At 72.4% G+C, this 13,836-nt stretch carries 15 protein-coding genes; 4 read left to right on the forward strand and 11 right to left on the reverse strand.

What is annotated here, in order from left to right; translation table 11 throughout:
• Nucleotides 1-12 precede the first annotated feature (12 nt).
• Nucleotides 13-1,215 carry a CAP domain-containing protein gene (locus tag AMK11_RS31865; protein ID WP_073731597.1) on the forward strand — a complete coding sequence of 401 codons (1,203 nt, stop codon included), beginning with the start codon at nucleotides 13-15 and terminating at the stop codon, nucleotides 1,213-1,215.
• A 24-nt stretch (nucleotides 1,216-1,239) separates the two neighbouring features.
• Nucleotides 1,240-1,647, forward strand: coding sequence for a winged helix-turn-helix transcriptional regulator (locus AMK11_RS31870; RefSeq protein ID WP_073731598.1), 408 nt, complete (start codon nucleotides 1,240-1,242; stop codon nucleotides 1,645-1,647).
• A 4-nt stretch (nucleotides 1,648-1,651) separates the two neighbouring features.
• On the opposite strand, the gene mutM is transcribed toward AMK11_RS31870, so the two are convergent.
• From mutM to AMK11_RS31915, 9 genes are all read right to left on the reverse strand, one after another.
• The gene (gene mutM, locus AMK11_RS31875; RefSeq protein WP_073731599.1) at nucleotides 1,652-2,512 is read right to left on the reverse strand and encodes a bifunctional DNA-formamidopyrimidine glycosylase/DNA-(apurinic or apyrimidinic site) lyase; all 861 of its coding nucleotides are present in this window, start codon (nucleotides 2,510-2,512) and stop codon (nucleotides 1,652-1,654) included.
• Nucleotides 2,513-2,600: 88 nt separating this feature from the next.
• Complete coding sequence (gene rnc / locus AMK11_RS31880) at nucleotides 2,601-3,446, reverse strand: ribonuclease III (RefSeq protein WP_198941508.1); 846 nt, start codon at nucleotides 3,444-3,446, stop codon at nucleotides 2,601-2,603.
• A gap of 7 nt (nucleotides 3,447-3,453) precedes the next feature.
• Nucleotides 3,454-3,627 carry a 50S ribosomal protein L32 gene (rpmF, locus tag AMK11_RS31885; protein WP_003951102.1) on the reverse strand — a complete coding sequence of 58 codons (174 nt, stop codon included), beginning with the start codon at nucleotides 3,625-3,627 and terminating at the stop codon, nucleotides 3,454-3,456.
• A 2-nt stretch (nucleotides 3,628-3,629) separates the two neighbouring features.
• Entirely contained in the window at nucleotides 3,630-4,274 is a 645-nt protein-coding gene (locus AMK11_RS31890) for a YceD family protein (RefSeq protein WP_073731601.1), read from the reverse strand.
• Nucleotides 4,275-4,429: 155 nt separating this feature from the next.
• Nucleotides 4,430-5,551: a cell division initiation protein gene (locus AMK11_RS31895; protein ID WP_073731602.1), complete on the reverse strand. Its 1,122-nt coding sequence runs from the start codon at nucleotides 5,549-5,551 to the stop codon at nucleotides 4,430-4,432.
• Nucleotides 5,552-5,672: 121 nt separating this feature from the next.
• Nucleotides 5,673-6,152: a pantetheine-phosphate adenylyltransferase gene (gene coaD / locus AMK11_RS31900; protein WP_079187821.1), complete on the reverse strand. Its 480-nt coding sequence runs from the start codon at nucleotides 6,150-6,152 to the stop codon at nucleotides 5,673-5,675.
• Between the two features lie 26 nt (nucleotides 6,153-6,178).
• Complete coding sequence (gene rsmD, locus AMK11_RS31905) at nucleotides 6,179-6,766, reverse strand: 16S rRNA (guanine(966)-N(2))-methyltransferase RsmD (RefSeq protein WP_073731604.1); 588 nt, start codon at nucleotides 6,764-6,766, stop codon at nucleotides 6,179-6,181.
• 104 nt (nucleotides 6,767-6,870) lie between these two features.
• On the reverse strand, nucleotides 6,871-9,081 hold the full coding sequence (gene recG / locus AMK11_RS31910) for an ATP-dependent DNA helicase RecG (protein WP_073731605.1): 2,211 nt from the start codon (nucleotides 9,079-9,081) through the stop codon (nucleotides 6,871-6,873).
• A gap of 61 nt (nucleotides 9,082-9,142) precedes the next feature.
• Nucleotides 9,143-10,903 (reverse strand): DAK2 domain-containing protein, encoded by a 1,761-nt coding sequence (locus tag AMK11_RS31915; protein WP_073731606.1) that lies wholly within the window; start codon nucleotides 10,901-10,903, stop codon nucleotides 9,143-9,145.
• A gap of 264 nt (nucleotides 10,904-11,167) precedes the next feature.
• Here AMK11_RS31915 and rpmB point away from each other — a divergent pair, with 264 nt between their 5' ends.
• On the forward strand, nucleotides 11,168-11,353 hold the full coding sequence (gene rpmB, locus AMK11_RS31920; RefSeq protein WP_003993230.1) for a 50S ribosomal protein L28: 186 nt from the start codon (nucleotides 11,168-11,170) through the stop codon (nucleotides 11,351-11,353).
• 162 nt (nucleotides 11,354-11,515) lie between these two features.
• On the opposite strand, the gene thiD is transcribed toward rpmB, so the two are convergent.
• The gene (gene thiD / locus AMK11_RS31925) at nucleotides 11,516-12,313 is read right to left on the reverse strand and encodes a bifunctional hydroxymethylpyrimidine kinase/phosphomethylpyrimidine kinase (RefSeq protein WP_073731607.1); all 798 of its coding nucleotides are present in this window, start codon (nucleotides 12,311-12,313) and stop codon (nucleotides 11,516-11,518) included.
• Nucleotides 12,310-13,278, reverse strand: a complete 969-nt coding sequence (locus AMK11_RS31930; protein ID WP_019328746.1) for a thiamine-phosphate kinase — start codon at nucleotides 13,276-13,278, stop codon at nucleotides 12,310-12,312. The genes thiD and AMK11_RS31930 overlap by 4 nt, the downstream gene beginning before the upstream one ends.
• 228 nt (nucleotides 13,279-13,506) lie before the next feature.
• Here AMK11_RS31930 and AMK11_RS31935 point away from each other — a divergent pair, with 228 nt between their 5' ends.
• Nucleotides 13,507-13,740, forward strand: a complete 234-nt coding sequence (locus AMK11_RS31935; protein ID WP_019328745.1) for an Lrp/AsnC family transcriptional regulator — start codon at nucleotides 13,507-13,509, stop codon at nucleotides 13,738-13,740.
• Nucleotides 13,741-13,836: the final 96 nt, after the last annotated feature.

Here is a 13,836-nt window from a genome sequence, read left to right on the forward strand (position 1 = left end):
GAGGGCCAGAACATGGGACGCCACCGACGCTCCGCCGCCGGCCGCGCCGCCACGGGCCGCGCCGCGGGGAGCCGGCAGCCGGACGGTACGACGGGACGGACCGGGCAGCAGCCCGCACCGGGCGACCGCCCCACGATGGGGATCGCGCCCTACCTGAACCCCGAGGCGTACGCCGAGGCCCGCGCGAAGAGCGACGCCTACCTGTTCGCACCGGACGACGCCGACGGCGGCGAGGGCGGCGGCCAGCCGCAGGCCGGCCGCACGGTCCCCTTCCCGAGCGACGGGTTCAGCCCCGACGAGGGCAACCGGCACGCGGGAACGCGCCGCCGGCGCCGGAAGAAGGCCGTCACTCCTGTCCGTACCGGCCTCCTCGGCGTCTCCGCCGCGGTCGCCATCGGCACGGTCGCGGTGGCCACGGGCACGGTGCCCGGCCTCGACAACTACCGCTTCGACGGCGGCAGCGGCGGGGGCGACCGGGTGCAGGCCCAGGACGTGCCGACCAACACCCCGTCCGGACAGGGCGGCACCTCCGGCAGCGCCGAGGCGGGCCGGGGCGGCGACACCGCCACAAGCCGCGGCACCGACCGGTCCTCCGCACCGTCCTCGGACGGGTCCACCCCCTCGAAGGCCCCGTCCTCGAAGGCTCCGTCCTCCAAGTCGCCGTCCGAGAAGCCCTCCCCCTCGGCACCGGCGTCGAAGCCCGCCGCCCCCGCCGAGACCCCCTCGAAGTCCCGGAAGCCGGAGTCGACGACTCCCAGCGAGAAGCCGAAGCCCACGCCCTCCCGGCCGGCCACGAAGGAACCGGCGAAGCCCAGCGCGCCTGCGGCGTCCTCGGAGCAGGCCGTCGCCCAGGCCCAGGTGCTCAAGCTGGTCAACGACGAGCGGGCCAAGGTGGGCTGCCGCCCGCTGGCCGCGAACAGCGCCCTGACCGGACTCGCCGAGGACTTCAGCCGGTCCATGGCCGAGCAGGGCTTCTTCGACCACACCGACCCCGGCGGCGTGACCCCCTGGGACCGTGCCGAGGCGGCCGGCATAAGCACCCTCGGCGGCGAGAACATAGCCCGCGGCCAGGCCGACGCCCAGGCCGTGATGGACGCCTGGATGGACAGCCCCGGCCACCGCGCCAACATCCTGAACTGCGACTTCCAGACCCTGGGCGTCGGCGTCCACTTCGGCTCCGGCGGGCCGTGGTGGACGCAGAACTTCGGCTACTGACCCCGGCCCACGTACGCTGGCGGTATGTCGACCACGCAGGAGCGCACGGCGGAGCAGGAGCTGCCGTACGACGTGTTCTCCCGGGCCTGTCCCTCGCGCGGCACCCTGGAGCACGTCACGGGGCGCTGGGGCGCGCTGACGCTCGGGGCGTTGCACGAGGGGTCCTTCCGCTTCAACGAGCTGCGGCGCCGTGTCGACGGCGTCAGCGAGAAGATGCTGGCCCAGACGCTGCACGCGCTGGAGCGCGACGGTCTGGTGCACCGCGAGGCCCAGCCGACCAACCCGCCGCGCGTGGACTACGAGCTCACCCCGCTGGGGCGTGAGGTGGCCGGGCGGCTGATCGCGCTCATCCAGTGCCTGGAGGGGCGGATGGACGAGGTCCTGGCGTCGCGGGAGCGGTACGACGACGCGCGCCGGACGTCTGCGGGGTGATCGCCTACGGGGCGGTCCTCGGTGGGCGCTGGCACTTCGGGCAGAAGTAGCTGGAGCGGTTCATCCACGGCCGGCGGCGCATGGGTGTGGCGCAGCGGCGGCAGGGCAGGTCCTCGCGGCCGTATGCGTCGAGGGAGCGGTCGAAGTAGCCGGATTCGCCGTTGACGTTGACGTAAAGGCTGTCGAAGCTGGTGCCGCCGACGGCGAGGGCGGCGTTCATCACGTCCCGGACGTGGCCGAGGAGTTCGGCGGTGCGGGGGCGGGTGAGGGTCGCGGTGGGGCGTTCGTAGTGCAGGCGGGAGCGCCACAGGGCCTCGTCGGCGTAGATGTTGCCGACGCCGCTGATCAGGGACTGGTCGAGCAGGGCCCGTTTGACGGTGGTGCGCTTGCGGCGCAGGGCGAGGTGGAAGGCCTCGTCGTCGAAGAGCGGGTCGAGCGGGTCGCGGGCGATGTGCGCGATGACGTCGGGCAGGCCGTCGGGGCTGGTCTCGTGCAGGGAGAGGCCGCCGAAGGTGCGCTGGTCGACGAAGCGGAGTTCGGTGCCGAGGGCGTCGGTGAAGCGGACGCGGACGCGCAGGTGCTTCTCGGCGGGTGCCTCGTGGGGCTGGACGAGGAGCTGGCCGCTCATGCCGAGGTGGGCGAGGACCGCCTGGCCGGTGTCCTCCAGGGGCAGCCACAGGTACTTGCCTCGGCGGCTGGGCGTGCCGATGCGGTGGCCCTTCAGACGGTGGGCGAAGTCGTCGGGGCCGGCGATGTGCCGGCGTACCGCGCGCGGGTGGAGCACCTCGGCGTCGGCGACGGTGCGGTGGGCGACCCAGCGCTCCAGGCCGCGCCGGACGACTTCGACCTCGGGCAACTCGGGCATGGCATCCCCTGGAACGGTCCGATGGACGTATCGAACGCCCACCCCGGTGGCGGGGCGGGCGTTCGATACGTGTGGTGGTACGGGTGGGTCAGGCGGAGGCCGACGAGGCGTCGGCGGCCTCGGTGGCTTCGGCGGACGGCTGGTCGGCCGTCGCCTTGGCGCGCTCGTCCGCACCGGTCTTGATCGACCGCCACGCGGATTCCGCGGCCTGCTGCTCCGCCTCCTTCTTGCTGCGGCCGGTGCCGGTGCCGTACGAGACGCCTCCGACGCGGGCGGCAGCAGTGAAGGTCTTCTCGTGGTCGGGGCCGGTCTCCGTGACCAGGTACTCGGGGACGCCGAGCCCTTCGGTCGCGGTGAGTTCCTGGAGGCTGGTCTTCCAGTCCAGGCCGGCACCGAGGTTGGAGGACTTCTCGATCAGCGGGTCGAACAGGCGGTGCACCAGTTCGGAGGCCGCGTCGAGGCCCTGATCGAGATAGACCGCGCCGATCACCGCTTCGAGGGTGTCGGCGAGGATGGATGCCTTGTCCCGGCCGCCCGTGCCCTCTTCACCGCGGCCGAGCCGGATGAAGGAGCCGAGTTCGAGCCCGCGGCCCACCTCCGCCAGCGCACGCGAGTTGACCACCGCGGCCCGCAGCTTGGCCAGCTGGCCTTCGGGCAGGTCGGGGTGGGTGCGGTACAGCGTGTCCGTGACGACGAGGCCGAGGACGGAGTCACCGAGGAACTCCAGCCGCTCGTTCGTCGGCAGACCGCCGTTCTCGTACGCGTAGGAACGGTGGGTCAGTGCACGCACCAGAAGGGCGGACTCGAGCTGATAGCCGAGCCGCCCTTCCAGAAGCGTGTGGGACGAGGCCTGGTTGTTGTCCGCCTTCTTCTTGGCGGGTGGGTCCGCCTTGGCGTCATCCGCCTTCTTGGGGACTGACACAGTGCCTCTCACCAGCCGCTCAGACCTCGAGGACCTGGCGCTTGTTGTAGGTGCCGCAAGACGGGCACGCGATGTGCTGCTGCTTGGGCTCGTGGCAGCGCTCGCACGCAACCAGGGTGGGGACCGCAGCCTTCCACTGCGACCGGCGGTGGCGCGTGTTGCTGCGCGACATCTTCCGCTTCGGAACAGCCACGGCTACTTCTCCTGCTTCTCGTCGACGCCAGGTTCGGCGCCGCTCATCTCGTCCTTCTCGCCGTCTCCGAGTGAACCGGCGAGTCCCTGCAAAGCCGCCCAACGAATGTCGACGGCGTCGTGGTGGTGGTCCGGATCGTCCGCCAGGCGTGCTCCGCACTCGGAGCACAGACCCGGGCAGTCTTCCCGGCACACCGGCTGCATCGGCAGTGCGAGCACCACCGCGTCGCGCAGCACGGGTTCGAGGCCGATCAGTCCGTCCTCGACGAAGAACCTGTCCTCGTCGTCCTCGGCGTCGTCGCCCGGTTCCGCCACAGGGCGGCCCCGGTCGTCGGCGTCAGGGTACGAGAACAGTTCCTGGAAGTCCGCGTCGAGCTCCTGCTCGAGCGGCTCCAGACACCTTACGCACTCCCCCTTGGCCTTGGCACGGGCGGTGCCTGTGACGAGCACCCCTTCCATGACCGACTCGAGCCGGAGATCGAGTTCCACCGGGGCGCCTTCCGGCACTCCGATGACTCCCTGGACACCGAAGTCCTTGGGAGCGTCGACCGTGCGGGTCAGGCGCTGGAGCGCACCGGGCCGCCGTCCCAGCTCGTGTGTGTCGAACACGAGGGGGTCGCGGTGGTCGAGGCGCGCGTTCAGAACCATTCCTGCTTTCGGTCTTCGTGGCTGGGGTACAGCTGGGGGACGCCGCCCTTCGGTGTTCCCGGGCAGCGGCGATCGCGGACGTACGCGCGACCGAAGAGCCAGGATACTGGACCATTCGCTCACGGCCCAATCCGGGCCGGTCGGAGGTTCCGGTCCTAGAGACCGCGGCCTTGTTCGTAGGCCCTCAGCTGCTCGGCGCTGATCATGCTGGTGTCGAAGAGGCTGGTCTCGTCGAGGGTCTGCGGCTGGACCTGCGGGGGCTGCGCGGGCTGCTGGGGCTGTTGCGCCTGGGGGTAGGCCTGCTGTCCGTCGTACGTCTGCTGGGACGCGTCGTAGCCCTGGTACGCGTAGGGGTCGGCCGTTTGCTGCGGGTAGCCGTAGGGGTCCTGGCCGCCGTACTGCTGCTGGTAGGCCGCGTACGGGTCGGGCTGCTGCTGGGCGTAGCCGTACGCCGGCTGCTGCGACGGCATCTCCGGCACCGCCTGCGCCGGTACCTGGGCCGCCGCGGGCTGCTGCTGCTCGTCGTACTCCTGCCGGCGGGGCGGCTGGGCGGGGACGTCGGAGAGGGCGGCCAGGTCGGCGAGGTAGTCGGCGTCGCTGGAGTGCTGGACGGTGGTGGAGTCGTCGGCGAGGGCGCCGAGGTCGTCGGTGGCGATCCGGCCGTGCAGCTTCTGACGGCCCCGGCCGACCGCGTCCAGGGTCTTGGCCAGCACCGCCTCGAAGGCGCCGAGCTTGGTGTCGACGTAGGCGTCGGCGTCGCGGCGCAGGACCTCCGGGTCGTGGCTGCGCTCGGGGGCGTCCTCGTCCTCGTAGCCGTTCTCGTCGACGCCGGGGCCGGTGCCGAGGAGCTTCTCGCGGCCCCGGCCGACGGAGCCGAGGGTCTTGGTGAGGACGACCTCGAAGTTGGCGAGTTTGGAGTCGACGTAGTCGTCGGCCTCGGCACGGACCTCCTCGGCCTCCTGGCGGGCCTCGGCGAGGATGCGGTCGGCCTCGGCCTGGGAACGGCGGGCGACCTCGGTGTCGGAGATCAGCGAGCCGCGCTCGGCGTGTGCGCCCTCGATGATCCGGTCGGCCTCCTGGCGGGCCTGCGCGACCATCTGCTCCCGGTCGCCGATCAGCTCCTGGGCCTGGGCGAGGGAGCCGGGCAGCTCGGCGCGCAGCTCCTCCAGCAGCGAGAGCAGTTCGGCGCGGTTGACCACGCACGAGGCCGACATGGGCATGGCGCGGGCGCCGGAGACCATCGCGGTGATCTCGTCGAGCTTGTTCTGCACGTCCACCGTGTGCTCGCCACTCTCTACAGCTGTGTTGGAGACGGACGGGACGACTGTACGACCCTGGGGTGTCCGGGGGACACCGGGTGACGGTTTGTCAGTCTCCGGGGGCTGTGCGGCGCCGGTGTCAGTCCTTCTTCAGGCGTCCGGAGAGGGCTTCGAGGACCAGCGGCGGCACCAGGTGGGAGACGTCGCCGCCCCAGGTGGCGACCTCCTTGACCAGGGAGGACGACAGGAAGCTGTAGGTGGGGTTGGTGGGGATGAAGAGGGTCTCCACACCGGAGAGGCCGTTGTTCATCTGGGCCATCTGCAGCTCGTAGTCGAAGTCGCTGACCGCGCGCAGGCCCTTGACGATGGCCGGGATCTCGCGCTGCTTGCAGAAGTCGACGAGGAGGCCGTGGAAGGACTCCACGCGTACGTTCCCGTACTCGGCGGTGACCTGGCGGATGAGGTCGATCCGCTCCTCGATCTCGAACAGGCCCTTCTTGGCCTGGTTGATCATCACCGCGACGTAGACCTCGTCGTAGAGGCTGGAGGCACGGGCGATGATGTCGAGATGTCCGTTGGTGATCGGGTCGAACGACCCGGGACAGACGGCGCGGCGCACTTGAGTTCCCTCGCTCTCCGGTCCGGTCATCGTGCGTCTTCGCACGTAGCGGCGGCGCGACCGTACCAAAACGTTCCCTCGCCGTAGCGACGGGCCCGGATCGCTTCGAAGCCGTCCGGCCAGCCGAATTCGCCGCCCCTGGTGCTGCGCTCCACGGTGACGAGCGCTTCGGCGGCGAGCCACCCCTCCGAGCGGAGTGTGAGCAGGATCTCCCGAAGATCGTCGTCGGAGACGGCGTAGGGCGGGTCCAGGAAGACGATGTCGTACGGCTCGCCCGGGGCCGGGGTGCGGACGATCTGTTCCGCCTTGCCCGCCCGGACCTCGGCGCCGGGCAGGCCGAGGGCCTTGACGTTGTCCCGGACGGTGCGGGCGGCGCGGGCGTCTGCCTCGACGAGCAGGACGTGCCCGGCGCCCCGGGACAGCGCCTCCAGGCCGACGGCGCCGGAACCGGCGTACAGGTCGATGACCCGCTCGCCGTCCATGGGTCCGCCGAGCAGGGACTGCCAGGTGGAGAAGAGTCCCTCGCGGGCGCGGTCGGAGGTGGGGCGGGTGCCGGTTCCCTGCGGGACGGCGAGGCGGCGTCCGCCGGCTTTGCCGGCGATCACTCGGGTCATCTGGGGTCCTTGGTCGTGAGCGGCTCTACGTTCAGTGTGGCTGGTCGTGCCCGCACGGCGGAGCCGCACGTCGGCACAGCCCCGCGCCCCCGGGTGGGCGATGCTCAGCCCTTTTCCAGATACTGCTCCCTCTCCTCGTCCAGGAGGGCGTCCAGGGCCGTCCGCAGCTCGGGCAGGGCGGTCAGCTCCGGGTCGGCGGCCACCACCGCCGCCGCCTCCTGTCTCGCCTCGGCGATGATCTCCTCGTCCTCGATGACCGCGAGGACGCGCAGGGAGGTGCGGGCGCCGGACTGGGCCTGGCCGAGGACGTCGCCCTCGCGGCGCTGTTCGAGGTCGATGCGGGAGAGCTCGAAGCCGTCGAGGGTGCCGGCGACGGCGTTCAGCCGCTGGCGGGCCGCGCTCGCCTCGGGCATCTCGGTGACCAGCAGGCACAGGCCGGGGGCGGAGCCGCGGCCGACGCGGCCGCGCAGCTGGTGGAGCTGGGAGACGCCGAAGCGGTCGGCGTCCATGATCACCATCGCGGTGGCGTTGGGGACGTTGACACCGACCTCGATGACGGTCGTGGCGACCAGGACGTCGGTCTCGCCGGCCGCGAAGCGGCGCATGACGGCGTCCTTGTCGTCGGGCTGCATGCGGCCGTGCAGCACCTCGACCCGCAGGCCCTGGAGCGGGCCCTTGGCGAGCTGCTCGGCGACGTCGAGGACGGCGAGCGGGGGCCGCTTCTCCGCGTCCCCCTCAGGGGCCTTCTTGGCGGCCTTCTTCGGGTCCTCGTCCTCGTCGCCGATGCGCGGGCAGACGACGTACGCCTGGTGGCCGTTCGACACCTCCTCGCGGACCCGTTCCCAGGCCCGCGCCAGGAAGTGGGGTTTGTCGGCGGCCGGGACGACGTGGCTGGCGATCGGGGAGCGGCCGGCCGGGAGCTGGTCCAGGACGGATGTCTCCAGGTCGCCGAAGACGGTCATGGCGACGGTGCGCGGGATGGGCGTGGCGGTCATGACGAGCAGGTGCGGGGGCTGCTTGCCCTTGCCGCGCAGCGCGTCGCGCTGCTCGACGCCGAAGCGGTGCTGTTCGTCGACGACGACCAGTCCGAGGTCGTGGAACTGGACCTTGTCCTCGATCAGCGCGTGCGTGCCGATGACGATGCCCGCCTCGCCGGTGGCCAGGTCGAGCAGGGCGTGCCGGCGGGCGGCGGCGCCCATGGAACCGGTGAGCAGCACCACCTTGGTGGCGTGTTCGGCACCGCCGAGCATGCCTCCCTCGGCCAGCTCGCCCATCATCTCGACGACCGACCGGTGGTGCTGCTGGGCGAGCACTTCGGTGGGCGCCAGCATCACGGCCTGTCCGCCCGCGTCGACGACGGCGAGCATGGCGCGCAGGGCCACCATCGTCTTCCCCGATCCGACCTCTCCCTGGAGCAGCCGGTGCATCGGGTGGTCGGTGGCGAGGTCGTCGAAGATCTCGCGGGAGACCTTCTGCTGGCCGTCGGTGAGGGTGAAGGGGAGGCGGTCGTCGAAGGCCGTCAGCAGGCCGTCCGGGCTCGGTCGCCTCGGGACCGCGGGGAGCTGGGTCTCGGCGTGACGGCGCCGCGCGAGGGCGACCTGGAGGACGAAGGCCTCGTCCCACTTCAGGCGGGCGCGGGCGTCCTCGATGTCCGCCTTGGTGTGCGGGCGGTGGATCTTCAGCAGGGCCTCGGGGAGGGAGACCAGACCGCGGCCCTCGCGCAGGGTCTCCGGCAGGGGGTCGACGGCCTCCTGGGCGCTGGGCAGGACCGTCTGGATGGCCTTGGCGAGCTTCCAGGACTCCAGCTTGGCGGTGGCCGGGTAGAGGGGGATGAGGGCGCCCGCCCAGGACTCCACGGTCTCTGGGCCGTCGGGGTCGCCGCGCAGCAGCTCGTACGCCGGGTGGGCCAGTTGAAGCCGGCGGTTGAAGACGGAGACCTTGCCCGCGAACATCGCGCGGGTGCCCGGCAGGAGCTCCTTGTGGGGCTTGTGCACACCGGCGCCGAAGAAGACCAGCTGGAGGCGGCCGCTGCCGTCGGTGATGGTCACCTCCAGGCGCTGTCCCTTGCCGCGCGGCGCCTTCGACGAGGCGAAGGTGTGCAGGCGGGCGTCGGCGACCTGGGCGACCACCGTGACGTGCTCGTCCATGGGGAGGTCGGCCAGGTGCGTCAGCTGACCGCGCTCCTCGTATCTGCGGGGGTAGTGGTGGAGGAGGTCGCCGACGGTGTGCAGGCCGAGGTGCTCGGCCACCACCTTCGCGGTGGCGGGGCCGAGGACCTTCTTCAGGGGTTCTCGCAGTGCGGGCACGAGATCCATTGCACACCACGCCACTGACAATGGCCCCGCACCTCCCGGCGAAACGGCGGGGCCCGCCGTGCTACTCCACGCCGACCAGCAGCAGCGCGCCCTGCCGCCCGCCCCGGTAGACCACCGTGTCGACGGCCAGGTACGCCTGGCGGACCCGGGCCTGAAGACGGCCGGCGACGGACTCGGGGGCCTCTTCGCCGAGGACGAGGGTGACCAGCTCGCCGCCTGCCGCGAGCATCCTGTCCAGGACGGTCGCGGCGACCTCGGCGACATCCGCGCCGATCACGGCCACGTCGCCGTCGATGAGGCCGAGCACGTCACCGGCCTGGCAGATGCCGGCGGTGGTCCAGGCCTGGCGTTCGGCGACGGCGACCTCGGCGTACCGGGTGGCGCCGGCCGCCGAGGTCATCGCCACCACGTCCTCGTCGAAGCGCCGCCCGGATTCGTGCACCGCCAGCGCGGCGATGCCCTGGACCGCGGAGCGGGTCGGGATCAGGGCGACCCGGACGCCCTCGGTCCGGACCTGTTCGGCCGCCGCGGCGGCGGTGTGGCGCAGCTCGGCGTCGTTGGGCAGCAGCACGACCTCGCGCGCGTGCGCCCGGCGCACGGCCTGGACCAGCTCGCCGCTCGCGGGCGGCTCCCCGGGGCGGGCGAGCACGGTCGTCGCGCCGGCCTCGGTGTAGAGCCCGGCCAGCCCCTCCCCCGGGACGACGGCCACCACGGCGCGCTGGGTCCGCTCCCGGGCCGGGCGCTCGGAGTGGGTGGTGTGGGCGTCGCCGTGCCCGAAGTGGGTGATCCGGATCCGGTACGGCCGTCCGGCCTCCACGCCCGCCTCCACGGCGGCGCCCGCGTCGTCGACGTGCACGTGGACGTTCCACAGCCCGTCGCCGCCGACGACGACGAGCGAGTCCCCGAGGGCGTCGAGCCGCTGCCGCAGCCGCGCGACGGCCGCGTCCCCGGCCTCCAGGAGGTAGATCACCTCGAAGGCCGGGCCGCCGCTCCCGTCACCGTCGCCCCCGTCGTCCACGGAGGGGTCGTCCGGGAAGCCGCCGTCCACGGGGCACTCGCCCACGGGGTCCGCCGGGTCGTGCGCCACGCGTGCGTGCGGCACGGTGACCGGCTCCGGTGCCCGGCCCGTGAAGGTCTCCACGAGGGCCGCCAGGACGGTGACGAGGCCGTGTCCGCCGGCGTCGACGACTCCGGCACGCTCCAGGGCGGGCAGCTGGTCCGGGGTGGCGGCGAGCGCCGCGCGGGCGCCGTCGTACGCCGCGCGGGCCACGTCGGCGCAGTCGCCCTCCGCCCCGTCGGCCGCGTCGGCGGCGGCCGCGGCGACGGTCAGGACGGTGCCCTCGACGGGGTGGGCCACGGCCTGCCGGGCGGACTCGGCCGCGTGCCGCAGGGCCGCCCGCAGACCGGGGCCGTCGGTGTGGGCTCCCTCACCGTCCGAGTGGGCGTTCTCGGCGTCGGCGGCGAGCACCTGGGCCAGGCCGCGCAGCAGCTGCGCCAGGATCGTCCCGGAGTTGCCCCGGGCGCCGATCAGCGCGCCGTGCGCCATGGCGCCGACGGTCTCGGCCAGCGAGGGGCCCTCGCTGGAGCCCAGACCCGGACCCGGCTTCCCGGCGCCCACCGCGTGCGCCGCGAACACCGCCTCCACGGCGGCGACGGCCGACTCGACGGTCAGGTACAGGTTCGTACCGGTGTCCCCGTCGGCGACCGGATAGACGTTGATCGCGTCGATCTCCTCGCGCGCCCGCCCGAGCGCACTCAACGACAGACCGCACCAGGTACGCACCGCCAGAGCGTCGAAGAACCTCTGCGGCACCTGCGCCACCTGCGCCTCCCTGAGCTGCTGGACGTGGCTGGCAGCGTAGACCTCGCAAGGGTGCCCACCGGAAGAGGGCCGGGGGCGGGCCCCTGAGCTGCCGTGGTAGTTTCGTTGTACGGGAGCAGCCGTTGTATGCTGCTCCGGTTGCCCGATCCCGATCGGGCTCTCCCCCTGGCACCGCCACTCAGATCCCGGACGTTCGCGTCCGAGAGCTTGATCCCGGCATGCCGGGATCAACCGTAAGTGCATCTGAAGTCTTTGGAGTGACCCGTGGCTGCCAACTGCGACGTCTGCGGCAAGGGGCCGGGCTTCGGCAACAACATCTCGCACTCGCACCGCCGTACGTCCCGTCGCTGGAACCCGAACATCCAGCGCGTGCGTACCGTGGTCGGCGGGACGCCGAAGCGCGTGAACGCTTGCACCTCGTGCATCAAGGCCGGCAAGGTCTCGCGCTGACGCGTCAGCTGAGCGCGCGGCCACTGCCTGGTCCGCTGCACGAAGCCGGTCCACCTCGGGTGGGCCGGCTTTTCGCCTTTCCGTGAAGCTTTTCCGAACCTTTCCGGAGCCTTTCCGCCGGTCGGCCGCCCTCTGCCGAGAAGGCGGCCACCGGCATCCAGCTCAGGGAATGTCCCGCCCGAGCGCCCAGCCGTGGTCCACGGGCCCGATGCCGCCGCCGAGCGCGAACCCGGCCCCGATCGCCCCGGTCACGTACTCCTTGGCCGCCGCGACCGCCTCGGGCACCGACTGTCCCTTGGCGAGCCCGCAGGCGACGGCCGACGCGAGGGTGCAGCCGGTGCCGTGGGTGTGCCGGTTGTCGAGGCGCGGGGCGCGCAGCCAGTGCTCCTCGGAGCCGTCGGTGAGCAGGTCCACGGCGTCGCCCGCCAGGTGGCCGCCCTTGACCAGCACCCAGCGCGGCCCGTACTCCAGCACGGCCGCCGCGGCCCGGCACAGATCGGTGTCCGATTCGACGCGTACGCCGGTGAGTTGGGCGACCTCGTCGAGGTTGGGAGTGGCGACGGTGGCGGCCGGGAGCAGCTTGGTGCGGACCGAGTCCAGCGCCGAGGCGGCGAGCAGCGCGTCCCCGTGCTTGGAGACGCCGACCGGGTCGACGACGGCCGGGGCGTCGGTGCCCGCGATCAATTCGGCGACCGTCTCGACCAGTTCGGCGGAGGACAGCATCCCGGTCTTGACCGCCTGGACGCCGATGTCGTCCACGACGCTGCGGTACTGGGCCCGCACCGCCTCCACGGGCAGCTCCCAGGCGCCCTGGACGCCCAGCGAGTTCTGCGCGGTCACCGCGGTGAGCACGCTCATGCCGTGGGTGCCGAGGGCGAGCATCGTCTTCAGGTCGGCCTGGATGCCGGCGCCGCCGCCGGAGTCGGAGCCGGCCACCGTGAGGACGTTCGGCAGACTCATGCCTCGACCTCCCCGCCGAAGTGGTCCCAGCCGCCCTTGCTGGTCCAGGGCGCGCCGTCGACGGTCACCTGGGGCAGCGCGGAGGGGTTGAGCACCTCGCCGATGACCTTCCAGCGGGCGGGCAGCTTCACGTCCGGCGGGAAGGTCGCCACGATCGCGTGGTCCTCTCCCCCGGTGAGCACCCACTGCATCGGGTCGACGCCGACGGCCTGGCCGATGTCGTTCATCTGGGTCGGGATGTCGATCTGGCCGGAGCGGATGTCGATCCTGACCTTGCTGGCCTCCGCGATGTGGCCCAGGTCGGCGATGAGTCCGTCGCTCACGTCGCACATGGCGGTGGCGCCGAGCCCGGCGGCGGCCGGTCCCGCGTGGTAGGGCGGCTCGGGGCGCCGGTGGGCCTCGACGAAGGCGCGCGGCGAGCGGAAGCCGCGGGAGAGCACGGCGAACCCGGCCGCGGACCAGCCGAGCCAGCCGGTCACCGCGACGAGGTCGCCGGGCTGGGCGCCGCCCCGGGTGACGGGCTCCTGGTTGCGCAGGTCGCCCAGGGCGGTGATGGAGACGGTGATCGTGTCGCCGCGCACCACGTCGCCGCCGACCACGGAGGCGCCCGCGACCTGGCACTCGTCGCGCAGCCCGTCCATCAGCTCGGTCGGCCAGGTCACCGGCAGTTCGGCGGGGACCACCAGGCCGAGCAGCAGCGCGGTCGGCACCGCGCCCATGGCGGCGATGTCGGCCAGGTTCTGCGCCGCCGCCTTGCGGCCCACGTCGTACGCGGTGGACCAGTCCCGGCGGAAGTGCCGCCCCTCGACGAGGATGTCGGTGCTGGCCACGACCCTGCGGTCGGGCGCGGCCACCACCGCGGCGTCGTCGCCGGGGCCGACCCGGACCGCCGGCGTGGTGGTGAGACGGGAGGTGAGCTCCCTGATGAGCCCGAACTCCCCGAGCTCACCAACAGTGCCCTTCATTGCCTTGACTCCCCTTCTGTCCCTGTCCGTGCCCGGTCGCGCGTCATCTCTGTCCTCGTTACGGTCGGAATGACCGTCGCCACTCGGCGGCGCGCTCGTCAACTCGTGTCATCGCGGCACCACGGCGCGGACGGCCCGTGCCCCGCGGGTCTCCCCGCGAAGAGCGCCGACGCGATACCGTGGCGTTCCTTTTCCCCACATGATCCTCGTGGCCGCTCTGGAGGTTTCGTGGTACAGGCGTACATCCTGATCCAGACGGAGGTCGGCAAGGCGTCGACCGTCGCCGAGACGATCAGCAAGATCCCCGGAGTGATCCAGGCCGAGGACGTGACAGGACCCTACGACGTCATCGTCCGCGCCCAGTCCGACACCGTCGACGAGCTGGGCCGCATGGTGGTGGCCAAGGTCCAGCAGGTGGACGGCATCACTCGTACTCTGACCTGTCCGGTCGTTCACCTCTAGCCCCCTTCCGCCCGCTCGCTCTCCCACTGTTGATCGCCGCCGCGGGCTGTTCCTCAGCAGACGACAGCGAGTCGGCGGCGGTTCCCCCCGGCCGCC

This window comes from Streptomyces sp. CB02414 (assembly GCF_001905385.1).
In the GTDB taxonomy this organism is placed as follows: Bacteria; Actinomycetota; Actinomycetes; order Streptomycetales; family Streptomycetaceae; genus Streptomyces.

What these genes read in the sequence shown, in the direction of transcription:
- AMK11_RS31865 (WP_073731597.1), top strand. Translation starts at nt 13, where the DNA reads ATGGGACGCCACCGACGCTCCGCCGCCGGCCGCGCCGCCACGGGCCGC.
- AMK11_RS31870 (WP_073731598.1), top strand. Translation starts at nt 1,240, where the DNA reads ATGTCGACCACGCAGGAGCGCACGGCGGAGCAGGAGCTGCCGTACGAC.
- mutM (WP_073731599.1), bottom strand. Translation starts at nt 2,512, where the DNA reads ATGCCCGAGTTGCCCGAGGTCGAAGTCGTCCGGCGCGGCCTGGAGCGC.
- AMK11_RS31890 (WP_073731601.1), bottom strand. Translation starts at nt 4,274, where the DNA reads ATGGTTCTGAACGCGCGCCTCGACCACCGCGACCCCCTCGTGTTCGAC.
- rsmD (WP_073731604.1), bottom strand. Translation starts at nt 6,766, where the DNA reads ATGACCCGAGTGATCGCCGGCAAAGCCGGCGGACGCCGCCTCGCCGTC.
- recG (WP_073731605.1), bottom strand. Translation starts at nt 9,081, where the DNA reads ATGGATCTCGTGCCCGCACTGCGAGAACCCCTGAAGAAGGTCCTCGGC.
- thiD (WP_073731607.1), bottom strand. Translation starts at nt 12,313, where the DNA reads ATGAGTCTGCCGAACGTCCTCACGGTGGCCGGCTCCGACTCCGGCGGC.
- AMK11_RS31930 (WP_019328746.1), bottom strand. Translation starts at nt 13,278, where the DNA reads ATGAAGGGCACTGTTGGTGAGCTCGGGGAGTTCGGGCTCATCAGGGAG.